At 55.3% G+C, this 25283-nt stretch carries 25 protein-coding genes and 1 pseudogene; 8 read left to right on the forward strand and 18 right to left on the reverse strand.

The features are described from left to right. Position 1: 1 nt before the first annotated feature. The 5 genes and pseudogenes from IAI47_RS11730 to ghrA form a co-directional block, all read right to left on the reverse strand. On the reverse strand, positions 2 to 568 hold the full coding sequence (locus IAI47_RS11730) for a molecular chaperone (protein ID WP_003853337.1): 567 nt from the start codon (positions 566 to 568) through the stop codon (positions 2 to 4). A gap of 28 nt (positions 569 to 596) precedes the next feature. After that, positions 597 to 783, reverse strand: a pseudogene (locus IAI47_RS11735) (phosphatase); the annotation flags it as partial. 326 nt (positions 784 to 1109) lie between these two features. Then, complete coding sequence (locus tag IAI47_RS11740; RefSeq protein ID WP_223296445.1) at positions 1110 to 1799, reverse strand: hypothetical protein; 690 nt, start codon at positions 1797 to 1799, stop codon at positions 1110 to 1112. Between the two features lie 591 nt (positions 1800 to 2390). Then, positions 2391 to 3128: a phosphatase gene (locus tag IAI47_RS11745; RefSeq protein ID WP_008925969.1), complete on the reverse strand. Its 738-nt coding sequence runs from the start codon at positions 3126 to 3128 to the stop codon at positions 2391 to 2393. 39 nt (positions 3129 to 3167) lie between these two features. Continuing rightward, positions 3168 to 4109: a glyoxylate/hydroxypyruvate reductase GhrA gene (gene ghrA / locus IAI47_RS11750; RefSeq protein ID WP_008925968.1), complete on the reverse strand. Its 942-nt coding sequence runs from the start codon at positions 4107 to 4109 to the stop codon at positions 3168 to 3170. 209 nt (positions 4110 to 4318) lie between these two features. On the opposite strand from ghrA, the gene treA reads away from it, so the two are divergent. Then, a complete protein-coding gene (gene treA / locus IAI47_RS11755; RefSeq protein WP_008925967.1) occupies positions 4319 to 6004 on the forward strand; it encodes an alpha,alpha-trehalase TreA in 1686 nt (561 codons plus the stop codon). Between the two features lie 191 nt (positions 6005 to 6195). After that, complete coding sequence (locus tag IAI47_RS11760) at positions 6196 to 8295, forward strand: TonB-dependent siderophore receptor (protein ID WP_008925966.1); 2100 nt, start codon at positions 6196 to 6198, stop codon at positions 8293 to 8295. 67 nt (positions 8296 to 8362) lie between these two features. Here the strand turns inward: IAI47_RS11760 and IAI47_RS11765 are convergent, their stop codons facing one another. Beyond that, on the reverse strand, positions 8363 to 8611 hold the full coding sequence (locus IAI47_RS11765; RefSeq protein WP_003851381.1) for a GlsB/YeaQ/YmgE family stress response membrane protein: 249 nt from the start codon (positions 8609 to 8611) through the stop codon (positions 8363 to 8365). Positions 8612 to 8820: 209 nt separating this feature from the next. On the opposite strand from IAI47_RS11765, the gene IAI47_RS11770 reads away from it, so the two are divergent. Together IAI47_RS11770 and IAI47_RS11775 are read left to right on the forward strand one after the other, a co-directional pair. After that, positions 8821 to 9555, forward strand: a complete 735-nt coding sequence (locus tag IAI47_RS11770) for a flagellar brake protein (protein WP_008925965.1) — start codon at positions 8821 to 8823, stop codon at positions 9553 to 9555. A gap of 96 nt (positions 9556 to 9651) precedes the next feature. Continuing rightward, positions 9652 to 10782, forward strand: a complete 1131-nt coding sequence (locus IAI47_RS11775) for a mechanosensitive ion channel family protein (protein WP_008925964.1) — start codon at positions 9652 to 9654, stop codon at positions 10780 to 10782. Between the two features lie 117 nt (positions 10783 to 10899). Here the strand turns inward: IAI47_RS11775 and IAI47_RS11780 are convergent, their stop codons facing one another. The 8 genes from IAI47_RS11780 to IAI47_RS11815 all read right to left on the reverse strand — a co-directional run bounded on the left by IAI47_RS11780 (position 10900) and on the right by IAI47_RS11815 (position 19953). Beyond that, the gene (locus tag IAI47_RS11780; protein WP_008925963.1) at positions 10900 to 12318 is read right to left on the reverse strand and encodes an L-fucose/L-arabinose isomerase family protein; all 1419 of its coding nucleotides are present in this window, start codon (positions 12316 to 12318) and stop codon (positions 10900 to 10902) included. A gap of 20 nt (positions 12319 to 12338) precedes the next feature. Beyond that, entirely contained in the window at positions 12339 to 13826 is a 1488-nt protein-coding gene (locus IAI47_RS11785; protein WP_187961136.1) for an FGGY family carbohydrate kinase, read from the reverse strand. Positions 13827 to 13828: 2 nt separating this feature from the next. After that, entirely contained in the window at positions 13829 to 14773 is a 945-nt protein-coding gene (locus IAI47_RS11790; RefSeq protein WP_008925961.1) for a transketolase family protein, read from the reverse strand. After that, positions 14766 to 15596, reverse strand: a complete 831-nt coding sequence (locus IAI47_RS11795; RefSeq protein ID WP_008925960.1) for a transketolase — start codon at positions 15594 to 15596, stop codon at positions 14766 to 14768. Before IAI47_RS11795 ends, IAI47_RS11790 begins: the two co-directional genes overlap by 8 nt. Positions 15597 to 15786: 190 nt before the next feature. After that, on the reverse strand, positions 15787 to 16893 hold the full coding sequence (locus IAI47_RS11800; RefSeq protein WP_187961137.1) for an ABC transporter permease: 1107 nt from the start codon (positions 16891 to 16893) through the stop codon (positions 15787 to 15789). Between the two features lie 2 nt (positions 16894 to 16895). Beyond that, positions 16896 to 18410, reverse strand: a complete 1515-nt coding sequence (locus tag IAI47_RS11805) for a sugar ABC transporter ATP-binding protein (protein ID WP_008925958.1) — start codon at positions 18408 to 18410, stop codon at positions 16896 to 16898. Then, complete coding sequence (locus IAI47_RS11810; RefSeq protein WP_003851391.1) at positions 18410 to 19009, reverse strand: DUF2291 family protein; 600 nt, start codon at positions 19007 to 19009, stop codon at positions 18410 to 18412. The genes IAI47_RS11805 and IAI47_RS11810 overlap by 1 nt, the downstream gene beginning before the upstream one ends. A 2-nt stretch (positions 19010 to 19011) precedes the next feature. Further along, on the reverse strand, positions 19012 to 19953 hold the full coding sequence (locus tag IAI47_RS11815; protein ID WP_003851394.1) for a D-ribose ABC transporter substrate-binding protein: 942 nt from the start codon (positions 19951 to 19953) through the stop codon (positions 19012 to 19014). A gap of 182 nt (positions 19954 to 20135) precedes the next feature. Between IAI47_RS11815 and IAI47_RS11820 the strand changes: the two genes are divergently transcribed. Further along, positions 20136 to 21092: a sugar-binding transcriptional regulator gene (locus IAI47_RS11820; RefSeq protein WP_003851396.1), complete on the forward strand. Its 957-nt coding sequence runs from the start codon at positions 20136 to 20138 to the stop codon at positions 21090 to 21092. A gap of 10 nt (positions 21093 to 21102) precedes the next feature. On the opposite strand, the gene emtA is transcribed toward IAI47_RS11820, so the two are convergent. Continuing rightward, complete coding sequence (gene emtA, locus IAI47_RS11825) at positions 21103 to 21732, reverse strand: membrane-bound lytic murein transglycosylase EmtA (protein ID WP_003851398.1); 630 nt, start codon at positions 21730 to 21732, stop codon at positions 21103 to 21105. Between the two features lie 164 nt (positions 21733 to 21896). Between emtA and ldcA the strand changes: the two genes are divergently transcribed. Together ldcA and IAI47_RS11835 are read left to right on the forward strand one after the other, a co-directional pair. Beyond that, positions 21897 to 22820, forward strand: coding sequence for a muramoyltetrapeptide carboxypeptidase (gene ldcA, locus IAI47_RS11830; protein WP_008925956.1), 924 nt, complete (start codon positions 21897 to 21899; stop codon positions 22818 to 22820). 22 nt (positions 22821 to 22842) lie between these two features. After that, positions 22843 to 23505, forward strand: coding sequence for an MBL fold metallo-hydrolase (locus IAI47_RS11835; protein WP_008925955.1), 663 nt, complete (start codon positions 22843 to 22845; stop codon positions 23503 to 23505). Here IAI47_RS11835 and IAI47_RS11840 read toward each other — a convergent pair whose 3' ends face one another. From IAI47_RS11840 to IAI47_RS11850, 3 genes are all read right to left on the reverse strand, one after another. Next, complete coding sequence (locus tag IAI47_RS11840; RefSeq protein ID WP_003851403.1) at positions 23506 to 23919, reverse strand: N-acetyltransferase; 414 nt, start codon at positions 23917 to 23919, stop codon at positions 23506 to 23508. A gap of 16 nt (positions 23920 to 23935) precedes the next feature. Next, a complete protein-coding gene (locus IAI47_RS11845) occupies positions 23936 to 24319 on the reverse strand; it encodes a hypothetical protein (RefSeq protein ID WP_003851405.1) in 384 nt (127 codons plus the stop codon). 184 nt (positions 24320 to 24503) lie between these two features. After that, entirely contained in the window at positions 24504 to 24683 is a 180-nt protein-coding gene (locus IAI47_RS11850; protein ID WP_003851407.1) for a hypothetical protein, read from the reverse strand. Positions 24684 to 24897: 214 nt separating this feature from the next. Between IAI47_RS11850 and IAI47_RS11855 the strand changes: the two genes are divergently transcribed. Beyond that, positions 24898 to 25227 (forward strand): hypothetical protein, encoded by a 330-nt coding sequence (locus tag IAI47_RS11855; protein ID WP_008925953.1) that lies wholly within the window; start codon positions 24898 to 24900, stop codon positions 25225 to 25227. Positions 25228 to 25283 lie beyond the last annotated feature (56 nt).

Genomic DNA, 25283 nt, shown 5'->3' on the forward strand with positions numbered 1-25283 from the left:
ATCAGGCGTCGGGCGTCTCTTCGCTGCTATCCAGCAATTCGTTGTACATCGCCTGAATCGCTTCGCGGCTCAGCATCGCGAGGGTGCGGTAGAACGCAGTGGTCGCGTGCGCTTCCACTTTACCCAGGAACGTACCGCACCACGGCAGCAGATACTCTTCAAACAGCGCCAGTTGCGCTGCGCTCTCATCTTCCGCGGACTGATCTTCCAGCCATGATGCGGCCAGCAGCAGCACACCAAAATGGTCAGCAGGCGCATCGCTCAGCGGCATTCCGCGTGAGGTCAGAAATGCACGCACGTCCGCTTCAGCTTTGCCTTCCGGCCACTGTGACGCGTAAGGCGGCACATTACAGTCGCTACCAACGAACAGCGCATTGTAATCTGCAGCCAGCGCCTGCGGATCGCTGTTCTGTTGCAGACGCGTCAGCAGCTCATCCTGCTCCAGCGGCCACTGCGACTGCAGTTTGCCTTCACGCAGCAGTGTGAACAGCGGCACCAGCAGCGGGTCCTGCGGCTGACGATTAAACAGTGAGCCAATCACACGGCACAGAATGGAAAACTCATTCATGAGTCAGATTTCCTTGAGGCAAAATAAATTAAAAGTCAGCCAGTTCAGCAATAGATTTGCCGCTACGCATTTCCAGAAAGTCGGGCAGGCGACGCGGCGTGACATTTAACACCCGATCCTCAGGAAAATCCACCTCGCGGGCAATGCGCAGGTGCTTGTAGAGAGGACCGAGCCCTGGAAACAGTAGGGAAACCAGAGCCAAATGCCAGCCGTCCATCGACTTCAATGGTCTTAACAACGTCGCTGGTCTATTGTTTCAGAAACCCAATCTTAAACTCAACAATCTCAGCCAGGCAAAAAGTCAAAATGTCTAAAATATCTTAAAAAACGGCCAGTTCAGCAGAGAAAATTTCTTACTAATAAAAACGAAAATATTTTACGCTAATATAGATGATTAAGACAAACCACAGTAAAGCGAACAGCAAACCATAGTCAGGAAAAACGTTTATAAATAAAATAGCGCCAACCACACCCACAACTGGTGGTATCAGCCCAAAGAAAGATTGACTCACCCAGGCGTAAAACCAGCGAATGATCGTTTTCATTTTGTTAAAATTTTATTTATTAGATTTAAAATCTGATCTTCACTAGTTGAACCTGAGTTTTTCAAAAAAATTATTTTCGACATTTCTGGCTCAATCAAATAATAGAACATTTCTAAATTAGAGTTGTATAAGTCGAAATAATACTCCGCATCATCGAAGCGTAATTTTCTTGCTGCTTTTGTGGCAATCTCAAACTTACCATAAAATTTAAAAGCAGTTACGGCATACGAACTTGTAGCGTTAATTACTTTAATATGTGACTGTCTGAAATCCCGGGATTGAGTAATAACGAGAGCAATTATCTGTGCTATCGCAAGTTTAGAGAATTTACCAGAAGCAAAGTCTGACGCTTTTTCAGCTAACAATCTTTGTATGTTCTGGATACCTGAATCACCAATCCGGCTCAGTTTTTTTCTGAAGTATATTTCTACCATTTCTAAAACAATGTCCTGCCGGGTGAACAGCATTCTGAGTTGCTTCAGGTATCGCAAATCTTCCTGCCTGAGTTGATTACAAACATCCTTATAGTCATCAAAAAAGCATGAACCATAACCGCTTGCACGTTGAGCGCCAGATAAAACACTCCTTCCTGTGTCAAGCATCGTTTGATGTAACTCAGTAAGCACCTTCTCAAAGTTAAGCGCCATGGTTCTCTCTGCCTGAAGTTTAAGCTTCAGATAAGACATGCTCATACTCATCCCTTTGTGTAGAATTCCTTATGCAACGATTGTATACTGAAGTGAAAGGTATGCAAGGAGAATGGCTTATGAAAAGGATCAAGTGTCTGGCTATATACACCGGATTCACTCTATTTTATCTTATAGTTATCCCGGAAATCATCTTCAGAACCCTTTCGGAAGAAGCTTACATGAAACTCGGGGAAATCGTAAATCCCCTTCAGATTTTCCCATCGACAGTAAATGCATTGTTCATAGCAATAATAATTTCATCCTTAGTGCTATCGTTGTTAACGGTAAAACTAATAAAGCGAGTCAGTAAGCGCAGGGTTTCCACTCTTTGATTCAACCTGATAACTATCAGAATAGTTGACCTGCTCCCCGTGGATTAATACATCCCAGTGTTAGTCATGCCTACATAGCCTCGTGAGGACATCCCCATAAAGAAGCGATGTTCTGATATCCCGATCATCACTATCGTCTGTACAGCTATAACAGTCGGTTCAACTCGGGAACTCAACCGCAAATAAGATATTTCAGACCCACCGCTTACACCTGGTGCAGGAGGTCTGACGGCATGTAAGTCCCCGAAGTAATAAATTAAAAGTCAGCCAGTTCAGCAATAGATTTGCCGCTACGCATTTCCAGAAAGTCGAGCAGGCGACGCGGCGTGACATTTAACACCCGATCCTCGGGAAAATCCACCTCGCGGGCAATGCGCAGGCAGTGCTCGAAATGGCCGAGCGTGAAAGCCGTATGGGAGTCGGAGCCAAATGCCAGTCGTCCACCTGCATCGCGAACGGCGGCGGCGATAGCCCGGCAGTTAGGTTCACTGCCCGGACGCGAGTGGGTAAAGGAGGAGTTGTTCAGCTCCAGCGCCACATTGTAATGCGCTGCGGCCTCGGCAATCGCCGGGATATCGACAGGGAATTTCGGGTTGCCCGGATGGCTGATGATATGAACCAGTCCGCCTGCCATGGCGGCAATCATCGCGTCAGTGTGATGCTTTCTGTCGCGCGGCGCATAAACCGGCTCGTGAAAACCGGCGACGATTAAATCCAGCGCATCAAGCATCGGACCTGAACAATCGATCTCGCCCTGCTGATTTTTAATATTGGCTTCGATACCGCGCAGAATCCCTACGCCATCGATCACGCGCGGCCAGACGCGCATATTAATAAAGTGCCAGTAGTGCGGCGCGTCGGCCATGTCAGGGCCGTGATCGGTGATGGCAAACAGTTTCAGGCCGGTTTGCTTCGCCTGAGTCACGTAGTCATGCAGCGTGCTGTAAGCATGCGTGCTGGCGATGGTGTGCATATGCAGATCTACCGGATACATCCTCTTCTCCTGCTGAATGCCCCTGACGGGGCCGTTTCATTAATAGCCGCGCTGACGATCCACCCTGCCCTGCGGCGGCTCGCCTGCCTGATCCTGATTGATGGCACGGGCGATGTAGTCGATAGCTTCGTCGATTAAGGTTACCGCCGCATTATGGGGTGTGATCGTGACACGCGGATGGGACCATAGCGGATGTGCTTCGGGCAGCGGTTCCACCTGAAAGACATCCAGTGCTGCCGCTTTCAGCTGACCGCTGTTGAGCGCAGCCAGCAGATCCTCTTCCACCACCTGCGCGCCGCGTGCGATGTTAAGGAAGAACGCGCCGTGCGGCAGCTGCTGTAAAAAGTGCTGATCGATGAGATTGATTGTCTCGTGTGTGCTCGGCAGCAGGTTGATGATCACCCGCGTCTCCTGCAGAAACGCAGGCAACGCATCGCGTCCGGCAAAGCTGGTTACGCCATCAATTTTTTTCGGTGAGCGGCTCCAGACACGCAGCGGAAATCCCCAGGGTTTCAGGCTCTCCGCCACGCTTTGTCCCAGTACGCCGGCGCCCAGGATGCCGATGGTAAACGCTTCACGCGTGTAAGCGGGCAGCGGCTGCCAGCACTGTTGCTGCTGCTGAAGACGGTAGTCGTCAAAACGACGGAACCAGCTCAGCACGCTATGCACCGCGTACTCCTGCATCTGACGCGCCATCCCGGTATCTTCCAGCCGGTACAGCGGCACGCTGTCGGGCAGCATCTCAGGATGCTGCTGCAGCTGCTTAAGAATTTCGTCAACACCTGCGCCCAGTGCAAAAACGCCGCGCAGTGTGGTGCGTCCCTGCAGCATCTCTGCGGGCGGGGAGCGGACCAGCGCATAATCAGCCGGACCGTTGTCGCCTGGCTGCCAGGCGCGAACCCGCGCCTGAGGCAGGCGTTGTTGTAAACCGTTAATCCAGGCCGCTGCAGACTGCGACGGGTGATACCAGATGATCTCCATCCTGCTCTCCTTTTTTCTTTCAGCGTCGGGGAAAAGTGGGGTGAGAGCAAGAAAAAACCGGCGTGAAAAAGCGGTTTTTTCCATAAAAATAATTCCCGTGGCTTCACATTTCCGGCTCGCGTCAGGGTTAAATAGACAGATAAGGTCTAAAGTTGGTCCTGTGGTCAATGCGTTACGCGCGGCCGCATTTCGGACAAGGAGAAAAACCGATGACAAAAATTGAGGTAAACGCCAACCCACGGCGTCAGCGTTATGCGCCCTTTCTGCTCACGTTGCTGCTGAGCGTTCCCGCTTTCACCACCCATGCCGACGATAACAGCCGCATGCTGAACAATCAGCCGCAGCCGCCGGACGTTCGTTTAGGGCCGCTGTTTAACGCCGTGCAACAGGCGAAGTTCTATCCCGATCAAAAGACCTTTGCTGATGCCGTGCCGAAATTCGATCCCGCCTCGATTCTTGCCGACTGGCAGATGCAGAAGAAACAGCGCAATTTCGACCTGAAACGTTTTGTGGATACCAACTTTACGTTGCCCGCTGCGGGCGACAAATATGTCCCGCCCGCGGGACAAAACCTGCGTGAGCACATTGATGGCCTGTGGCCAGTACTGACCGGCACCACCAGCAGCGTGGGTCAGTACGACTCGCTGCTGCCATTGCCAAAACCCTACGTGGTGCCTGGCGGGCGTTTCCGCGAAGTTTATTACTGGGACAGCTACTTCACCATGCTGGGGCTGGCCGAGAGCGGACACTGGGATAAAGTCCAGGATATGACGGATAACTTCGCCTCGCTGCTTGACCGCTATGGCCACATTCCCAACGGCAACCGCAGCTACTACCTTAGCCGTTCACAGCCACCGTTCTTCAGCATGATGGTCGAGTTGCTGGCCACGCATGATGACGGCAAAGCCTATACCCGCTACCTGCCGCAATTGCAGAAAGAGTATGACTACTGGATGGCCGACAGCGATAAAGTCGCGGCCGGTGCCGCCAGCAAGCGGGTGATTAAACTGGCGGATGGTACGTTGCTCAATCGCTACTGGGATGCGCGCGACGTGCCACGTACTGAATCCTGGATGGATGATATTGCCACCGCGCAGAAAGCGCCGCAGCGCAATAAAGCCGAGCTCTACCGCGAGCTGCGTTCCGGTGCCGCGTCGGGCTGGGATTTCAGTTCCCGCTGGTTCACCGATGCGCATAATCTGTCGACAATCCGCACCACACAGCTGGCGCCCGTTGACCTTAACAGCCTGATGTTCCACCTGGAGCAGACGCTGTCAAAAGGCTACCAGATGAATAAGCAGAGCGATCTGGCAAAGCAGTTTGCCGATCGCGCAGAGAAGCGTCAGGCAGCAATCAACCGCTATCTGTGGGACAGCAAACAGAACTGGTACGCCGACTATGACTGGCAGAAAAAACAGGTCCATCCGCAGTTAACGGCTGCTGCCCTGTTCCCGCTCTATCTTCAGGTAGCCAGTGACAGGCAGGCTGAAAGCACCGCCAGCGCGGTAGAAAAACAGCTGCTGAAGCCGGGTGGTCTGGTAACAACCACCGTAAACAACGGTCAGCAGTGGGACGCACCGAATGGCTGGGCTCCGCTGCAGTGGGTTGCTGTGGAAGGTCTTGAGCACTATAACCAGCCGAAACTCGCAAAAGAGGTCGGCTTACGCTTCCTGCAAAACGTCCAGAACACCTATGACCGTGAGCATAAACTGGTAGAGAAATATGTCGTTGACGGCAAAAATCTTGGCGGCGGCGGTGGCGGTGAATATCCGCTGCAGGACGGCTTCGGCTGGACAAACGGCGTCACGCTGAAACTGCTCGATAAGTATTGCCCGAAAGATAAAACCTGTAACAGCGCCCACGATATTCCTCAGGCGTCTGCCTCACAAAACTAAGTCACTCTGGATACCTCTGGCCCCGCCGGAGGTATCCGCACTCCCTTTCAGCGAATTTTACTTGACCTTCTTTCATCTACAGGCAAAATTGCAGCCAATTTACAAAAGGTAATAGTTCTCATTATGATAATGAGATTGCCTATCAATAATTTTATTCACCCGCCTGACCCTTTGCCAAGAAAGGAATTTTGATGAAACTGTCATTGTCGCTGAAAGGTTATGTTCACCTCTGCACCCTGGCGCTGACTGCGCCTGCTCTGAGTTTTGCTGCTGATATGGTCGTGACTGCCCAACCGCTGGAGGATTCGACCACGCCCACCCAGGGCTATCTGGCGACCACCAGCCAGGGCGCAACCAAGAGCGATCGTCCGTTGATCACCACGCCGCAATCGATATCCGTAGTCACCCGCCAGCAGATGCAGGATCAGGGCGCACTGACCCTGAATCAGGCGCTGGGTTACAGCTCAGGCGTCTTTACTAACTTCGGCGGGGCCGCTACCCGTTACGACACCATTGCCCTGCGCGGCTTCCACGGTGGCGATGTCGATAACACCTTCCTCGACGGGATGCGGCTGATGAGTGACGGCGGCAGTTTCAACATCTTGCAGGTGGATAATGCTTTCCTGGAACGCATCGACGTGATCAAAGGCCCCTCTTCCGCGCTCTATGGCCAGACAGTGCCGGGCGGACTGGTGAACATGGTGACTAAACGTCCTCAGTTCGCGGAAGAGGGTCACATTCAAGTGCAGGCGGGCAGCAACGCGACCACCGGCACGATGTTTGACTACACCAATGCCATTAATGACCAGTGGGCGTTTCGCCTGACCGGCGTAACCCACAACAGCGATACCCAGTACGATCATACTCGTGAAGAGAAATATGCGCTGATGCCGCAGCTGATGTGGCAACCTGATGAAGATACCCATCTGATTCTGAAAGCCTACCTGCAAAAAGATCCGTCAGGCGGTTATCACGGTTCAGTGCCGGGTGACGGCAGCCTTACCGAACACAACGGCTATAAGTTGAGCAACGGCTTCTATGAGGGCAACAGCGATCTTGATCAGTTCAAACGCCACGAGCAGATCTACAGCTTCGATTTCGCCCATCGCTTTAACGACGTCTGGTCGTTCTCATCAACCGGTAGTTACAGCCACTCGAATGTCGATCTCGATCAGGTTTATCAGATTGGCTGGGATGAAAATAATCCCGATCTGCTGAATCGCTACTACTCTGGCGAGCGCTCGTCACTCTCCGCCTGGTCCACGGATAACCGCTTACAGGCGGAGTTCAACACCGGCGAACTGGAGCACCGCGTGACGCTGGGTGCCGAGTATCATCGTTACAAAAATGAGATCAGTGAGGCTGGCGGTCCGGCTAACCAGCTGAATGCCGTGACCGGCGATCAGGTGGGCGATATGCCTGAGCAGACCTGGGCAGATAGCACCCGCCGTTATTACCAGACCGGCCTCTATCTGCAGGATGAGATGAAGCTGGATCGCTGGCATCTCGATCTCTCCGGCCGTTACGATCGAATCGTCGCACAAAACAGCGGCAGCGATCGTCGTCAGGATGATCACATTAGCGGACGCGCCGCGCTGCTCTATGCCTTCGACAACGGCATTTCGCCTTATGTCAGCTGGAGCCAGGCGATTACCCCGACTGCGCTTACCGATCCCAACAATAACCTGCTGAAGCCGACCACCTCAGAGCAGTATGAAGCCGGGGTGAAATATCAGCCGGTGGGCACCCGCGATCTTTACAGCATGGCGGTTTATGACCTGACGCAGAAGGATGTGGCAAACCGTAATGTTAAAGACGGCACCTTTACGCCATCGGGCAAAGTCCATTCACAGGGTATTGAGCTGGAAGCACGTAATCAGTTAACCCCGCGTCTGAGCACCGTGGCGAGCTATACGCTGAACCATCTGCGCTTCAAAGATTCGGTGGATGGCAACAGCGGCCATACGCCGTATGTCACCCCTAACAGCATGGCTGCACTCTGGGGTCACTATCAGTTTGATTACGGTCTGAGTGCGGGCGCGGGCGTGCGTTACATCGGCAAACAGTGGGCGGACAATGAAAATACCACGCGCGTGCCGTCGGTGACGCTGTTTGATGCATCAGTGCGGGCCGATCTGGGTGTCTGGAACAGCAGCCTGAAAGGCGCATGGGTTCAGGTCAATGCCAATAACCTGACCGACCGCACCTATGTAGCGGGCTGTTACGGCACCGGCTATTGCTACTGGGGCGCGGAGCGCAGCGTGATGGCGACTGTCGGTTACGACTTCTGATAGCAGAGTAAAAGATAAAAAAAGGGGACGAATCGCTTCGTCCCCTTTTCTGTTAAAACTGTTACGGTTAACTGCGTACTTTGCGGTACACGAACAGCACCACGATGGCACCGATCACTGCGACCACAAAACTGCCGAAGTTAAACCCATCGACGCGGCCGAAGCCAAACAGCGTACTGATCCAGCCACCCACTACTGCACCGATAATACCCAGTACAACAGTCAGAATGAAACCGCCACCGTCTTTACCTGGCATAATCCACTTCGCCAGAATACCCGCGATCAAGCCAAAGACGATCCAGGAAATAATACCCATCTGTTGCTCCTTCCTTTTTATGATTAAATCGTGAACGCCTGATTTATCAAGCGGTTTACCGCGATAAGTATAGCCAGCATTTTGAAAATTGCTCGTCCGCTCACAGTTATTATTGATGACGAGCAAATTAAAGCTTTTTCCAGCCGCGCCGATAACCGTGACGAGGCAAAAAAAGAGTGTAAATACAGTAACCCCTTGTGGAGCAGGACGTGAAAGAAGCCGACCAGGAACAATATTTAAAACGTGGCACGCTGGCGGTTCTGGGCGTTATGAAAGATTTGCTGCGATTGCAGACGCCCTTACTGGTGCGCTTCCCGCGCGGGCAGTTTATCAGCCGGATGCTGACTGCCGATAAAGATCGCGTGGTGTTTGACCTCGGCAGTAATAACCTGGATAACGAGTACGCACTAACCAGCGATGATCTCAGTATCACCGCTGAAACCTTTGGTGCAAAAGTGGAGTTCAGCCTCACCTCACTGGAAAAAATTGAGTTTGAAGGCTTACCCGCTTTCAGCTCACCGCTGCCGGACCTGCTGTGGCAGATTCAGCGACGGGAATTTTTTCGGGTCTGCGCACCGATGGAGCCGCAGTTCTGGTGCCACACCCTGTGGCCGGATGGCAGTAAAACGCGTCTGCGATTACAGGATCTCTCTCTGGGCGGTATCGGTGTGCTGGTGGATGAACCGCTGCCGGAAGGCTTGCAGAATGGCGACAGCTTCAATCAGTTCCGGGTTGAGCTGGGCGAATATGGCATTTTTGAAGTGCCGGTGAAGCTGTTGAGTATTGGCGAACGCTGTGTCGTGAACCGCAAAAATGAAACCCTGATTACACCCCGCCTGAGCTTTCGTTTTGCCACGCTGAATCCGGCACAGGAGCGACAGCTTCAGCAGATTATCTTTGCCCTTGAGCGCCTGGCGCGCGATAAATCGACCCGATTCCAGTAACTGCTTTATGGATGCGCCACGCAGGTGGGCCGCATCCAGGCTATGCTTCTTGCTTGTTTTCTTTTAAACCGGAACCCAGCAAGGAGACCCTCCCCAATGGAAAACTGGCTCTCTTCACGTCGTTTTCACGCCCTCTTTTTTAATCAGGAACTCTGGCTCAACAGCGCTATCGTTATCGTCTCTACCCTGGTGATTTACTGGGTATTACGTACCCTGATTCGCTTTATCTCCAACCGGATTGCCCTCTATAGCGAACATCGTCACGTCCGCGCCACTGCGATTCTGGTGGAGATATTGCGCAGCACCAGCCAGACACTGCTGCTGATCTTTTCGCTGCTGATTGCCCTGAAGTTTGTCGACCTGCCTGCTTCATGGAGCGTGACCATTGCGCACGGCTGGTTCCTGGCGCTGATTGTGCAGCTCGCGCTATGGATAGACTGCGGCATCCGGCTGTGGCTGAAAAGCCTGCTGCGCGATCCGATTCATGTGCGTAATCCGGTGACGACGGTGATCCTGGGCATTCTGCTGCGGGTGGTGGTCTGGATCATGATGTTCCTTGCCATTCTGTCGAACATCGGCATCAACATTACAGCACTGGTTGCCAGCCTTGGCGTTGGCGGTATCGCGATTGCGCTGGCAATTCAGACCGTGCTGAGTGATGTGTTTGCGTCGCTGGCGATAGGCTTTGACAAGCCGTTTGAGCACGGCGACTTTATTGTGTTTGGTGATATTGCGGGCACTATTGAACATATTGGCCTGAAAACCACGCGTCTGCGCAGCCTGAGCGGTGAGCAGATTGTTTGCTCAAACACTATTCTGTTGCAGCAGACCATCCATAACTACAAACGCATGCAGCAGCGCCGCATCGTCTTTAAGTTTGGTATCAGCTATGCCACGCCCTCTGATCAGGTTCGGGCGATCAGCCCGCTGGTTAAAGAGATCATCCAGGACATTGAGACGACCCGTTTTGACCGCGCCCACTTCCTGGCCTTTGAAGACTCAAAGCTGACCTTTGAAGTGGTCTATTTTGTGCTGGATGCGGATTACAACAAATACATGGATATTCAGCAGGAAATTAACCTGCAGCTGATGGCGGCTCTTGAAGCGCGTAACATCCGCTTCGCCTTCCCGATTCGTCAGGTGGAGTTCAGCGGCGGCAATCTGCCTCCGGTGGATCTGGTTGCGGTGGAAAATGAAGATGGCGAGGTGCGCAGGATGGCGCGCTAAACCCAGGCCCGCCCTCCTGTATTGGGATGGCGGGCAGGGATACCGGTGCGGCCAGAACCGTAAGCGCATCGGCTGTCCCACCTTCCCCTATGGCGTTCTGCAATTCAGTCTCACCGTTTACTCATGCCGGTAACAACTTACACCGAGATACTCACTAAACGCTTCCTGCAGCACATCTGCCGTCGCTGAGTGATTCATCGCCACGTGATGCTCAAAGCCATTACGGCAGATCCACGCCAGCAATGTTTCCAGCTGCGGCACCTGAATCACCGCACGACAGCCCACCGTGTCCAGCGGATCGGTGACCGACATTCCCTCACCGACATAGGCTTTGATTTCGCCGCTAAAATCGTCGGTTGAAAGACGGAAGTAGGTCAGATCACCCTGCTTCATCCGGCCATGCACTGCACCGCAGGTGTTCTCTTTGCCCACCGTGGTGCCGATGATATCGGCCGTGCCCATCGTCGGTGACTCCAGGCTGGCACTGGCGAAGTTACCACAGTGAAACAGCACGCATTTGTCCCGTTCATCGCCAAAGTTGTTGTTCCAGTCCGCCAGTGAGGCAGGACTCAGCGAACAGCTGGCGAGCGCGTACATCGACAGCGCGCCCATCACATCCACTTCGCAGGCGCTGGGCATCAGCTGGCCCGACATCACGCTCATGATTGAGCAGACGTTAATCCCCAGATTCTCCTGCAGTGAGGTCCAGCACTGAATAGCGGTGGTATCAATATCGTTGTCACTGATCCATTCGCTGATCACCACAAATAGTTTGGCCATGGTCACCAGTTTGTCACCCGGAATGCCGCGCGCATCAGCGTTAGCCTCCAGGATTTCACGCTTCTCTGCTACGCGGATATCATCATCGCGCAGCCGGTTGGTACGCGTAAAAATCTCCGATAAATCCAGGGTTTCCACCGCGATGCCCATCTTCTCCAGCAGCTTTTCGCTATAACGCACGGTGTTAAATCCGGCGGGCCGCGCACCAATCGCCCCGACGCGCACCCGACGCATGGCATTCACGACACGACAGAGCTGGCTAAACCGCTGCAGATCCTGCCTGAAGACCTCACCGCTCAGGGCGCAGACGTGCTGGCGGGTCAGGGTAAACGGAATACCATATTGCCGCAGGTTATTGCAGAGCGAAATTTTGCCGCAGAAGCTGTCGCGACGGGTCGCCAGCCCCATTTTATCGAGATTATCCTCTTCCGCCTGCACCAGCACTGGCACATTCAGGCCGGCCAGACGCAGTGCTTCTGCAATCGCTTTTTCATCACCAAAGTTAGGCAGCAGCACCACAATGCCGTGAATTTTTTCGCGGTGCTCGCGAAACAGTGCAGCGCAGATTTTTGCCTCCTGCCGCGTCTCTACGCCGCCCAGGTTGGTCTGGGTTTCGTCCAGCATGACGGTATTGATGTTCATTTTTTCAAACAGCGCGACCGCCTGCTGGCGCGCCTCGCCCACCAGATAGCTGGGAAAAAAACCCCGGTTGCCAATAACGACACCGAAGGTTAACTGCTGAGGAAGTGTTGACATGGCTCTGCTCCGGATAAGGATTAATGTGGCTGATAACGACAGCGTGCAACGGCGTCGATCCAGCCTTTATAATTTTCCTGCATACGCTGCGCGTTCTCTTCACGCGGCAGGATGACGCTGCCGCCCTGTAAAGCCTGCATATCACTGCCCTGCTGCCACCACCCCAGCACTTTGCCTGCCAGCAGTGCCGCGCCCAGCGCGGAGACCTCAGCGGTCGGGACCCGCTGCAGCGGCCGCTGCAACACATCGGCCTGTAACTGCATCAGCCAGCTATTTTCAGTGGCGCTGCCATCGACACAGAGCGCCGGAAGCTGCTGTCCGCTGGCCTGCTCCATCGCGAAAAAGACATCGGCCATTTGCCAGACGATCGACTCCAGTGCCACCCGCGCCAGCACGTCGGGTGTCGCGGCATCCGTCAGTCCGCACACCATGCCGCGTGCCTGAAGATCCCACCAGGGTGCGCCCAGACCCGAGAGCGCAGGGACAAAATAGATGCCCTGATTGTCATCGCAGCGTTGCGCCATCGCGGTCAGCTCACGTGGATCCTGTACGCCAAGCAGTTTACCCAGCCAGGCGGCACCGGAACCGGTGTGGGTGATGTTGCCTTCAAACGCATAACGCAGCGTGCCGTCATGCCAGGCCAACGTGGTGCTGAGGCCGTTTTCCGTCAGCAGCGGCGTCGCCATGGACATCATCAATGAAGAGCCGGTGCCATAGGTGGCTTTCACCACTTCAGACTCACCGCGGCGTTGCGCCTGCAGCGCGGCATGGGAATCGCCAATACGCGCCAGAATCGGCGTACCTGGCGCCAGACCGGGAATGTCATCTACCGCCACCACGCCCTGTTCACTGGCTGAAGAGGTGATGCGCGGCAGTGCGGCGCGCGGCAACTGAAACAGCGCCAGCAGCTCGTCATCCCAGTCGTTGAGGTGCAGACTGTAGAGCTGCGTGCGGGAGGCGTTAGCGTGATCGGTGATAAAGACTTCGCCCGCGCTGAGCTGCCAGGTGAGCCAGCTGTCGACCGTGCCGATGCAAAGTTCGCCGGCAGCCGCCCGCGCCGCGCCGTCGGGAATGGTGGCCAGCATCCCGGTAAGCTTGGCGGCCGGAAACATCGGATCAACGGCCAGCCCGGTCAGGCCGGTGATGCGAGGCGCTTTACCCGCCTGCCGAAGGTCGCGACAGAATGACTCGGAGCGTCGATCCTGCCAGCTCACCAGCGGTGTCAGCGGCTGACCATCACGCCGCTGCCAGATCATCACCGACTCACGCTGATTACTGATCGCCACCGCCGCGACAGGCGCACCTGCACACGACGCCAGACAATGGGCGATGGCCTGTTTTACCGCCTGCCAGATTGCCTCAGGATCCTGCTCAGCCAGACCGGGCTGCGGGTGTTGCAGGGTTAAACTCTGGCTACCGCGTGCCACCACACGGCCGTCGCGATCAACCGCAATCGCCTTGGCATTGGTGGTGCCTTCGTCAATCGCCAGAATCAGAGGTCCCACCATGTTTATGCTCCTGCGCAGATGCGCGCTGCACTGTTGACCACGCTGCGGGCATCAATGCCATGACGGGCGCGGGTGGAGGCGCGATCGCCTGCAATCGCATATTCCCCATCCGCAATGCCAAGCCGCAACAGCGGGATGCCACAACCGCCTTCCGCCAGCACCTCAGCCACAAGGCTGCCGACGCCGCCATTGACGTTGTGCTCTTCCACGGTAATCACCGCTGGATAGTGATTTAACAGGTTGCGCAGCTGTTGGGTATCACAGGGTCGAATCGATGGAACCGCGATCACACCGGCTGAAATGCCCTGTTCAGCCAGTTGCTCGGCGGCGTGAACCACCTCGTGAACCGTTGAGCCCATCGCCACCAGCGCGATGTCACTGCCTTCACGCAGCACATCGATCGCGCCTGGTCTGAACTGATAATTTTCATCGTGCAGCTGCGGCAGATCTTTGCCATCCAGACGGATATAGACCGGCCCGACATGCTCAAGGGCATAGTCGATGATCTGGCGGCACTCCAGTGGGCAGGAAGGCGCATAGATCTCGATGTTGCCGAATCCGCGCATCACCGCGATGTCATCAATGCTGTGATGGGTACTGGCTAACGGGCCATAACTGGCCCCGGCATTCAGCCCGAACAGTTTGACGTTGGTGTTGTTGTAGCAGACGTCGACTTTCACCTGCTCATTGGCACGTGACACCAGAAACGGCGCGGCGTTACAGGTCACCGCGACTTTGCCGCCCAGTGCCAGACCTGCCGCTGTTCCCACCAGCGTCTGCTCGGCGATACCCACATTAATCAGCCGGTCGGGAAATGCCTTAATAAAGGGGGCAATTTTGGCGGTTGAGGTTGAGTCGGCCACCACAGGAACCAGATCCACGCCGCGATTCACCGCGTCGATAAAGGCCGTCACCATGACGCTTGCTAAATGTTGTGCATTACTCATCTTTCAGTTCCTCCAGCGCCTGCGCGATCTCTTCGCCTTTCGGCACCCGGTGATGCCATTCCGCCTTGCTCTGGATAAAGGAGATGCCAAAGCCTTTTTCGGTATGCGCCACAATCACCTGCGGTTTGCCGTTCTTCGGCAGGTTTTCAATGGTGTCGACCACTGATGCCATCGCATTGCCGTTGCATTCGGTGACCTCCAGCCCAAAGGCGCGCCATTTTTCCGGCAGCGGATCGGTGTTCATGATGTCGCGGGTCGCACCCGCCAGTTGCAGCTTGTTCTTGTCATTGATGATGATCAGGTTATCAAGGCCGTAATGCGCCGCCACCAGTGCCGCTTCCCAGTTACTGCCTTCCGCCAGCTCACCATCGCCGGTCACCACAAAGATGCGGCGCGAACTGTTGTCTTTTTTCGCCGCGATAGCGATGCCGACCGCCACAGGCAGGCCATGGCCCAGCGCGCCGGTATTGAGCTCGACGCCCGGCGTTTTCTGCCGGACTGGATGGCCGGGCAGATGCGAGTCCGCGTGCTGATAGGTCGCCAGCCAGTCGGTCGGGAAGTAGCCCGCTTCCGCCAGCACGCAGTAGTAGCCGCCCACCGCGTGCCCTTTCGACTGGATGTAGATGTCACGCTGATTGTCATCTGTGCGATCCGGTGCGCAGTTCAGAATGCGAAAGTAGAGCGCAGTGAGGATCTCCACCTGCGACAGGTCAGCGCCGGTATGACCGCCTGCCGGGCTGCCTGCGTTAAGCTGGATGATGCGGCGGCGGATAGCCCGCGCCCGGCGCTCAAGGTCTTCGACCGGAAGATTGAAAGGATTCATACACTACCTCTGAATTTTAAATCGGTTATGAATATATATTCACGCCAGTTAAAAAATTTTGTGCTTAAAAAAGTGTGGCTGATAAAGGTATTGTCCTCTGTTCACCACACTGCCCGTCACTCCGGGCTGACTGCTGCCGCTTATGCTGAATCGCTTAGCGCTGCATCCTGCCCGGACGGCGATAAATCAGTCAGGATTTAGCCGGTTCCCCCTCCTCAATTAATGCTTTCTGCGCCACGACCGCCGCCTTCTGCTGCATCCGGCTCTGAGTCTGGTCGATGATGACCGCGATGATGATGACGATGCCTTTGATCACCATCTGCCAGAATTCGCTGACGCCCATCATGATCAGACCATCCGCCAGAAAGCCGATGACGAACGCACCGATCAGCGTCCCGACAATCGTGCCGCGTCCGCCTGCCAGTGAGGTGCCGCCCAGAACCACAGCCGCAATGGCGTTCATCTCAAACGCTGTGCCGTTTGCCGGATGGCTGGCGACCAGTTGTGATGAGACCACAATGCCGGCAATCGCTGCGCAGAATCCCGACAGGGTATAAACCAGAATCTTCACCTGTCGGGTTTTCACGCCTGAGAGTTCAGCGGCGCGCTCGTTGTCACCGATGGCATAAACTTGACGGCCAAACGGCAGGCGACGAGCGATATAGGCGATCACCAGCGCCAGCACCACCATCATCCAGATGGCATAAGGCAGTCCGAGAAAGGTGCCGGCCCCGATTCGATCGAAGCCGGTATTACCCAATAGCGGATTACCCTGCAAACCGGGAAAGGTTTCGCCACCGGAGGTCAGCATCGCCGCACCGCGCAGGATGTACATGGTGCCAAGGGTGCAGATGAAAGGTGCGACATTGTAGCGGGTAATGATCCAGCCGTTGCCGGCGCCAATAAGCGCACCGATCAACAGCACGATCGGCACGATTACCCAGACGCTGGGGAAGATGGCGATGCCAAACATCGGCAGCACAATCCCTTTGGTGATCAGCCAGCCCGCGATCATGCCGCACAGCCCCAGCGTCGCCCCAATCGACAGGTCAATGCCGGCAGTGATAATGACAAAGGTGATACCCAGCGCCAGAAAGGCGTTGATGGCGATGTGTTTCACCATGATCACCAGACTGCCGGTGGCGAGAAAGTCCGGCACGGTGATGGCGAAGAAGCCGACAATCAGAATCAGCGCAATAAAAGTACGCAGCTTCAGAAGCAGCAGCAGAATGCTTTCGCGTGAACTAAACGCTTTCGCCGGAAGTGTGTTCAGCGCGACGCTGTTATTGCTTTTCATGCTCAGAACCCCTGCGCACTTGCTTTCACCAGCGCTGCCTCTTCCGCCTGGTCTCGCGGAAGGTCAGCCGTAAGTTTGCCGCCCGACATCACCAGGATGCGATCGGCTACCGCCATAATCTCTTTCAGGTCTGAAGTGGAGAACAGCACCGCAATACCCTGCTGCGACAGCGCCACCATCATGCGAAACACTTCCGCTTTAGCCCCGACGTCAATGCCGCGACTCGGCTCATCCAGCAGCAGCAGACGCGGATTCGTCAGCAGCGCGCGGCCAATCACCACTTTCTGCTGGTTGCCACCACTCAGTGCGCTGATAGCAACGTCCGGCGAGGAGATTTTGATCGCCAGATTACCGACCGTCTGAGTCACTGCCTGCTGCTCCGCCCAGTGCGCAATGGCAAAGCGGTGCGACAATCGCCGCCACAGGCTGGCGATGGTGAGATTACTGGCAACTGACGAGACCGGGAAAATCCCGGCGCGTTTGCGATCCTCCGGCACCAGACTCATCCCCATGCGGATGCGATCGGCAGTGGGCAGGCGCGTAGGCAGCGGTTTACTGTCGAGCCACAGCTTGCCCAGATAGTGACGCTGGCTGCCAAGCAGACACTCAAACAGCTCCGTGCGACCCGCCCCCATCAGGCCGTAGATCCCGACAATCTCCCCGGCCCGCACCTGAAAACTGACGTCATCAACCAGGGTATTGCCGTTGGGGCTGACGCAGGTGATGTGCTGCGCCTCAAGAACCGGCGCGCCAAACTCACGCTCGTCCGGCAGGAAGGTGGTCACCGGCTCACTGCCGAGCATCTCGCGAACGATCCACGGCACATCGATGGTGCTGACCGGCGCTTCTGCCTGAAAGCGTCCGTCGCGCAGAATCGTAATCACGTCGCCAATTGCCATCAGCTCTTCCAGCCGATGAGAAATATAAATGAGGGTAACGCCCTGCTGCGTCAGGTCGCGGATGACCCGGAAGAGGATCTCAACTTCGGTTTTACTCAGCGCCGAGGTGGGCTCGTCAAGAATCAGAATGTCCGCGTCTTCCGCCAGCGCTTTAGCGATCTCCACCAGTTGCTGCTGACCCACTTTGAGATTGCCGACCCGCTCACCGGGCGGGATAGGCTGGTCAAGACGCGCCATCAGTGCGGCGGTGCGTCGTGCCTGCTCCGCCTCATTGATCGGCGCCAGGCCACGCTGGATCTCCCGGCCCAGAAACAGGTTCTCCGCCACGGTAAGGTTTTCAAACAGATTCAGCTCCTGATGCACCATGCCGATGCCGTGCCGGGCGGCATCGCGGGTGCTGCTCAGCGTCAGCGGCTCACCATTCAGAAACAGCGACCCGGCGGTAGGCTGCTGCACGCCCGCCAGAATCTTCATCAGCGTCGATTTGCCCGCGCCGTTTTCACCGATAATCACATTCACTTTGCCGCGCCAGACCCGGTAATCGACGCGATCCAGCGCCAGCGTGCCGGGAAACAGCATGGAGATCTGTTCGGCCCGCAGAATAATTTCATCTTCCATCAGGGCGTCCCCCGCTTCAGCTCAATCGCCACCACCTCTTCAACGCTGTTCTGCCCGATGCTTACGGCCAGCAGCGCCTGCACTGGCTGGTTGACCCAACTGGCATCCAGTGGCGGCAACTGCTTCACTGCATGACGGTTGAGTGCCCGGGTGAGCTGGGCGTACTGCACCTGATTAGTAAATTCTTCGAAACGGAAACCGGCGGCATCGCGGATAGCGTTGCTGCGCAGTACCGGGCCAACGCTGATCGCCACCGGCTTACCATTAATCATCAGCGTCAGCGTGCGTTCACGCGGGTTACTCTCATCAAAAGCGCTGGCCGTCCCGCTGGCCCGCACAAAGACACTTTCGCGGCCGCCAGATTTCACCGTCTGACTTTTCGCTTCCATGTCGGCCCAGCTCAGCGCGTGGCTGTTCGCAGTGGCCATAACACGCGGCTGCCAGGTTTCCTCCGCAATCTGCTGCGGCGTCTGGGTGGTATAGCTGGGCTTCGCGTGCGGATCTTTCGGCATGATCGGGTTACCGTCCGCATCCAGATCCACCACGGTACAGGCGCTGAGCAGCGCCATCCCGATCAATACCGCCAGTATACGTTTCATGGTTATTTCGCCAGGTTGAAGTTTTTCAGCTTCGCGGCGTTGCTTTCGTCAATCAGCACGCAGTCCATCAGCTGCTTCTCCTGCTTCTGTGCTTTGCCGTTCTTCAGGTAGTAATCCGCCTGCGAGACCGCCATCTGCGCCTGATCCCAGCCCGGCTGCAGCACCGTCGCTTTGATATTGCCTTTGTTGAGGATGGAATCGCGGGTGTAGTCACTGCCGTCGAAGCCCACCACGATCACCGATGTTTTTCCCGCGGCTTTCAGCGCCGCTTCTGCGCCCAGTGCCATGGTGTCGTTGCCAGAGATCACACCCACGATGTTGGGGTGTTTTTGCAGCAGGGTTTCCATGCGGCTGAAGGCTTCGGTCTGACTCCAGTTGGCGCTCTGCTGCGCCACCATTTTCATGTCGGTATAATCATCCAGTACATCGTGATAACCCTGCGACCGCACGCCCGCATTGGTATCAGACTCCTTGCCGAGCAGTTCAATGTAGTCCCCTTTGCCGCCCAGCAATTTGGCAAATTTCTCTGCACCCAGCTGCGCGCCCTGATAGTTATTGGAGACGATCTGCGCCACGGCGATGCCGGTTTTATTAATTTCACGGTCAATCAGGAAAACCGGGATGCCGGCATCTTTGGCTTTCTGCACCGGTCCGACGGTGGCGTCCGCACCGGCGTTGTCCAGAATGATCGCTTTGGCTTTTCGTGCAATTGCGGTCTCAATCAGCTGGTTTTGCTTATTAACATCATCGTCATGCGACGCCACCAGCGTGGCGTAACCCAGCTCTTTGGCTTTGGCCAGAGCGCCTTCCGCCTCGGCTTTAAAGAAAGGGTTGTCATGGGATGGGGTGATAATCGCCAGCAGGCCTTGCTCCGCCGCCAGCGCCGTTGCAGAAAAAGCGATCATTGAAGCCAGCAGGGTCAGTTTAATCAGAGGACGAGTCATTATTATTCTCCGCTTGAATATATATTCACATGCGATTTTATATGCATAATGACTATGCGCCTGCGCGGACACGCCGTCCAATGCGCGATCTTTAAAAAGCGAAAACGATCACAAATTAGCCTGCGTTGTGATTTTGATCATCCTGGTTAACAATACCGGGCAGATTCAGAGAGGGAAAACCGATGGCAAAACAGGATGAACAACGACTGATGGTGAAGATTGCCACGCTTTACTATGTCGAAGGGATGAAGCAGTCCGACATTGCGCAGTCACTGACCTTATCGCAGTCGTTTGTCTCACGCATACTTAATCGCAGCGTGAAAGAAGGTGTGGTCAAGATCAGTGTGGTGCCACCGGCCAACGTCTATCCGGAGCTGGAAAAGGCCATTGAACAGACCTATAACCTGCCGCAGGCGATTGTGGTGGATGTGCCCGAGCAGGCGTCGTCGCTACAGATTAAACAGGCGATTGGATCGGCGGCTGCTCACTATCTGGAGACCCGGCTGCGTAATGATGAACTGATTGGCATTTCGTCATGGAGCGGCACTATCCGGGCGATGGTAGATGCGCTGCATCCGCTTAACAGCGCCTGTAAAGGGGTGATTCAGCTGCTGGGCGGCGTTGGGGCTAACGGCAACGTACAGGCCACCATTCTGACGCAGAATCTGGCGGCGCTGCTGAACTGCCCCGCCTGGCTGTTGCCGTCGCAGTCAATTGAGCATTCGGTCACCGATCGTCAGCGACTATCAGCCAACGCAGAGGTCGCCGAAGTCCTGAGTAAATTTGATCAGGTAGACCTGGCGATTGTCGGTATTGGCGACCTGGAACCGTCAGCACTGCTGCGCAACTCCGGCAACTACTACGATGGCAACATGCTGCAGACGCTGGCAGCGCGCGGCGCGGTAGGCGATATCTGCCTGCACTACTTTGATGCCTGTGGTCAGCCGGTGCTGAAAGCCGAGGAAGATCCGGTGATTGGGATGGAACTGGCGCAGGTTAAACAGTGCCCGCAGGTCGTGGGGCTGGCAGGCGGACGGGAAAAAGCGCAGGCGATTCGGGGCGCGTTGCTGGGAGGTTACATTAAGGTGCTGATTATCGATTATCCCACGGCGCGACTACTGCTCACGCCGCAGGAGTAATCACACGCCATCAGATTGTACGGTAGGCTGTGGTCACTTTCCAGAGATAGCGCGGTGCCTGCGCCGCCGGATGCTTTTTCTGTACGTGCTGATAAAACTCATCCGGGGACATGGAATTAATCATCGCAATGGCCCGATCGCGATCGCTGGAAAACGTCCTCAGCAACGCCCCTGCACCGTTGGCATAAGAGACGATGGTGGCATAACGCAGTGTCAGCGGATCACGAATGCCTGACAGTGCTGAATTCTGCAGAATACGGATGTAGGCGGTGCCGATATCAATATTTTTGGCCGGATCGCGCAACTCAGCATTCGATGGCTGACCACGACGGCCCAGTGTGCGATAGACCTCGCGCCCGGCAGTTGACGCTTTAATCTGCATGAGACCCACCGCATTAGAACGGCTCACCACGCCCGGATTTCCTCCCGACTCGACACTGATAATGGCGCTGATCAACTTCTCATCAACGCCATAATGACTGGCGGCATCTTCGGTAAACATTGCCCAGGTCCCATTGACGCTGGACGGGGGTGCCTGAGTTAATGGCGTGTTGCGTTGCTTAACGACCTGATGCGGTGGCTCGCTGGCACAGCCGGTCAGGAGTAACGCCGGGAGTATAAGGTGTCGGATTTTCAGCAATTTTTCGTCTCTTAGCTGTTGTGGCGAATGCTATCATACCCAGGCAGCCTGAGAGCAAAATTACCGTTTATCCTAAATGCACTAAAATGCGGCGCGTACCGTGACTTCAGCGAGGCTTTTCGCCATCATCGCCGTTAGTCAGCCGCCAACAGCAGGAAAGTATGATGATTTCACGTTCAGTTCGTCTTATCTCCCCCTCCGGTTACTGTCACAACCAACCTGCGGCGCAGCAGGCTATTGCGCGCCTGCGTGCGGCGGGCCATCAGATAGAGAACGAACAGGTGATCACCCGCCGTTTTCAGCGCTTTGCGGGAACAGATGCAGAACGCCTGGCGGATATCAATCAGCTTGCCAGCCTGAGCACCCTGCCCGATATCGTGCTGGCAGTGCGAGGCGGTTATGGGGCCAGCCGGTTACTGGAATCCATCGACTACATCGGCCTGCAGCGCCGTCTGATGAATCAGCCAGTAGCGCTGTGTGGCCACAGCGACTTCACCGTGATTCAGCTGGCGTTACTGGCGCAGGTCGGCCTGATTACCTTCAGCGCCCCCATGCTGGCGGGTAATTTCGGCGCCGCGACCTTATCTGAATTTACCCTCCACCACTTCTGGCGGGCACTAACATCGCCTACAGTAGAGGTGAAATGGCAGAGTGAAACGCCAGATCAGGGCGAATGGCAGGGTACGCTGTGGGGCGGAAATCTGGCGATGATCTGCTCACTGATTGGCACGCCGTGGATGCCACAGATTGAGAACGGCATTCTGGTGATCGAAGATGTGAATGAACATCCGTTCCGCATTGAGCGCATGCTCATTCAGTTGCAGCAAAGCGGCATTCTGGCGCGCCAGCGGGCGATCGTCACAGGCAGCTTCACCAGCACGGCTCTGTCAGAGTATGACAATGGGTTTAATTTCGAGACCGTCTGGCAACACGTGCGTGACATCAGTGGTTTGCCAGTGATCAGTGGATTAGATTTTGGTCATGCTGCTGACACCGTCACACTGCCGCTGGGTACCCGCGCACGATTAGCGGTCAGTCAGGGCCACGCCCATTTACAGGCAACCGGCCACCCCGTCCTGCGGGAATAAAGTACGTTTCAGGAGATCGACATTGAAGCCGTTGTATGACGATTTGTGGATCTCGACCCCGGAATTTCCGGTGGAAGATGCCGTTAACGACCTGATGATGCATGGCTTTATGCTGCGTCACCCGCGCGGCAATCTGCTGATTGGCCGTGTAGAAAACCCGCTTGATCATGAAGTCATCGCCGATAGCGGCGGCGTCATCCGCCACTATCTGACCCACTGGCACGAATCTGCGCCCGGCGCGGCGGTGATTCAGCAACGCTTTAGTAGCGCGCTTTACTGCCATAGCCGGTCGCTGGGAGCGATAAGCCGTTTTGCTGAACCTGACGACACCTTTTCACAGCACGAGACGCACTTCGGGGATTTTCAATTACTGTCAACGCCAGGACACACACCAGGCAGTTGCAGTTATCTCTATACCTCGCCGCTGGGGCTGACCTATCTGTTTGTCGGCGACACCGTGACACGTTCTCATGATCAGTGGGTCACGGTGCTGGTGCCGGACAGTAATCTGGCTGAGCTGAGTCAAACGCTGGAGTTTTATCGATCGCTGCGTCCTGACGTGGTGCTGATGAGCACTACGCGTGGACATCTTTCCTGGAAAAAGGTCACGCTGCAGAGCTGGCTGGCGGCGATTGATGAGGCTGAACAGAATCCGCTGGATTTGCGTCAGCAACCCTTGTTTTGATTACAGGGCTTTCGTCAGATAGTGGCGCTGGTGATGCCGTGGATAGTTATCCAGACTGAAGCGCAGCGTATAGCCGAGCTTTTCATAAAACGGTCGCGCCTGAAAACTGGCGGTATCCACCTGCGCAAAACGACAGCCGCGATCCCGCGCCTCCTGCTCTGCCGCCTGCATCAGCTTGCTGCCCGCCCCCTGCCCGCGTAGCGCCTCACTCACCCACAGCATATCAATCCGCAGCCAGTTTCCGGCGGTTGATCCGGTCAGCCCGGCCAGCTTTCTGCCCTGGTCATCACGAATAAACACGCCGATCGACCTGATCTCATCAGTATTAATATATTTGCTGTTGAACGCAGTCAGACCCAGTCTGACTTCATCCAGGTCCTGCGCGGTGACGTTATCGGTAATCTCAGGTTGCATAGTGGCTCCAGGGCGGTTAACTGTCGGAACGCTGACGATCGTCATAGCGCTCCAGGCTCAGCGCATCCACATCGCGTTTTTCGGTGCGGCTACAGGGCAGCAGTTTATCGCTGTCGTGATAGACAAAGAAACTGGCTTGAGTGCGCTGGTTTACAATCAGCTGATCGCCGTTGCGAAATCGGGTAATCGCCACCTTATCGCCCGCTTCCAGACGGGTACGCTGCTGACCGGCCGCAATCTGGAAATGATTTTCTGGCCACATGAGGGTGGTTAAACCATATTCAGCACGTGAAACGGTCATGGTCGCCCTGCCAGGGCAGTTAAGCTGAAATTCGGTTTCGCTCCAGGCGGGTGCAATGTGACAGGCCAGCAGGCCCAGGGCAATTAACGCTGCCTTCATGCTGTGTCTCCGCTGATTTTACTAAGAATTTCTAGCTTAACATATTAACGATCGCAGGAGGGTAATGAGGGATTGACACCAAGACCATTAAAAAATGGAATCGGTGTGCGCAAAAAGCTGAAAGTTGAGAAAAGATAAAGTAATCCGGCCAGTCAGACAGGCAGCCATACTGGCCGGATAAGGATTATTCAGCCGCCACCTCGGCCGCCACTAACATCAGCGCCAGCCCCGCATTCTCGCTATCGTAAGCCTGCATTGCTGCACGAATATCCGCTGAGCAGGCGATCACTTGTTGCTTCTTATCGGCTTCAAGCTGGTCAACTGCATGGCGAATAATCATTAGACTTGCTTCTTCTTCTTTCATCATTTATCCCTGGATTTGCCTAAGTGGTGCGCAAAGGAGCCAAGAATAACGTTTATTGATAAGCAAAGTCACCCTTTTACATTCCTGTTGCTTAACGATTAAACAAATCTCAAACAGAAAGCGTAGTGGAAACTGCTATGATTAAGTCATTAGTGGCGCCGCAGGAAAGACGCGGTGTCATAAAACGCCCAGGGATTGAAGCAGGTAGAAAATCATGATGCGACTAAGCATGTTTATCCTCATCACGATGATGACTGGATGTTCATCTGGCCCGAAAGGGGTGGAGTGCCCAGGTGAGGTCTCGACAATTTATGGTCAGTCGATGGGGGAAACTCAGGGCGTGATTTTTGACCTGGTTAACAGCTTCACGGTGACCCGTGAGAATGTCAGCGTGAAGAGTGGTCCGCTGCAGTCGCTGGATCGATTTAAATATGTTCCCTCCGCCGTTACGCCTGAAGGTTACTATGCGCAACGCTTGTCAGATAAGCAGTTCCGCCTGATTAATCCTTATCAGGACACCCAAATCACCTGGACCTGTCCATAAGGGATGAATCCTGCTGCCAGATCGTTTATTGTCAGGAAACGTCAAGCAGCAGGTCC

Origin of the sequence: Pantoea sp. MT58 (assembly GCF_014495885.1) — a bacterium.
Taxonomy (GTDB): domain Bacteria; phylum Pseudomonadota; class Gammaproteobacteria; order Enterobacterales; family Enterobacteriaceae; genus Pantoea; species Pantoea eucalypti.

Bases quoted from the DNA above. Each gene is read 5' to 3' on its own strand.
- IAI47_RS11730 (WP_003853337.1), bottom strand. From the start codon at position 568: ATGAATGAGTTTTCCATTCTGTGCCGTGTGATTGGCTCACTGTTTAAT.
- IAI47_RS11740 (WP_223296445.1), bottom strand. From the start codon at position 1,799: ATGTCTTATCTGAAGCTTAAACTTCAGGCAGAGAGAACCATGGCGCTT.
- IAI47_RS11745 (WP_008925969.1), bottom strand. From the start codon at position 3,128: ATGTATCCGGTAGATCTGCATATGCACACCATCGCCAGCACGCATGCT.
- ghrA (WP_008925968.1), bottom strand. From the start codon at position 4,109: ATGGAGATCATCTGGTATCACCCGTCGCAGTCTGCAGCGGCCTGGATT.
- treA (WP_008925967.1), top strand. From the start codon at position 4,319: ATGACAAAAATTGAGGTAAACGCCAACCCACGGCGTCAGCGTTATGCG.
- IAI47_RS11760 (WP_008925966.1), top strand. From the start codon at position 6,196: ATGAAACTGTCATTGTCGCTGAAAGGTTATGTTCACCTCTGCACCCTG.
- IAI47_RS11765 (WP_003851381.1), bottom strand. From the start codon at position 8,611: ATGGGTATTATTTCCTGGATCGTCTTTGGCTTGATCGCGGGTATTCTG.
- IAI47_RS11775 (WP_008925964.1), top strand. From the start codon at position 9,652: ATGGAAAACTGGCTCTCTTCACGTCGTTTTCACGCCCTCTTTTTTAAT.
- IAI47_RS11780 (WP_008925963.1), bottom strand. From the start codon at position 12,318: ATGTCAACACTTCCTCAGCAGTTAACCTTCGGTGTCGTTATTGGCAAC.
- IAI47_RS11785 (WP_187961136.1), bottom strand. From the start codon at position 13,826: ATGGTGGGACCTCTGATTCTGGCGATTGACGAAGGCACCACCAATGCC.
- IAI47_RS11790 (WP_008925961.1), bottom strand. From the start codon at position 14,773: ATGAGTAATGCACAACATTTAGCAAGCGTCATGGTGACGGCCTTTATC.
- IAI47_RS11795 (WP_008925960.1), bottom strand. From the start codon at position 15,596: ATGAATCCTTTCAATCTTCCGGTCGAAGACCTTGAGCGCCGGGCGCGG.
- IAI47_RS11800 (WP_187961137.1), bottom strand. From the start codon at position 16,893: ATGAAAAGCAATAACAGCGTCGCGCTGAACACACTTCCGGCGAAAGCG.
- IAI47_RS11805 (WP_008925958.1), bottom strand. From the start codon at position 18,410: ATGGAAGATGAAATTATTCTGCGGGCCGAACAGATCTCCATGCTGTTT.
- IAI47_RS11810 (WP_003851391.1), bottom strand. From the start codon at position 19,009: ATGAAACGTATACTGGCGGTATTGATCGGGATGGCGCTGCTCAGCGCC.
- IAI47_RS11815 (WP_003851394.1), bottom strand. From the start codon at position 19,953: ATGACTCGTCCTCTGATTAAACTGACCCTGCTGGCTTCAATGATCGCT.
- IAI47_RS11820 (WP_003851396.1), top strand. From the start codon at position 20,136: ATGGCAAAACAGGATGAACAACGACTGATGGTGAAGATTGCCACGCTT.
- ldcA (WP_008925956.1), top strand. From the start codon at position 21,897: ATGATTTCACGTTCAGTTCGTCTTATCTCCCCCTCCGGTTACTGTCAC.
- IAI47_RS11840 (WP_003851403.1), bottom strand. From the start codon at position 23,919: ATGCAACCTGAGATTACCGATAACGTCACCGCGCAGGACCTGGATGAA.
- IAI47_RS11845 (WP_003851405.1), bottom strand. From the start codon at position 24,319: ATGAAGGCAGCGTTAATTGCCCTGGGCCTGCTGGCCTGTCACATTGCA.
- IAI47_RS11850 (WP_003851407.1), bottom strand. From the start codon at position 24,683: ATGAAAGAAGAAGAAGCAAGTCTAATGATTATTCGCCATGCAGTTGAC.
- IAI47_RS11855 (WP_008925953.1), top strand. From the start codon at position 24,898: ATGATGCGACTAAGCATGTTTATCCTCATCACGATGATGACTGGATGT.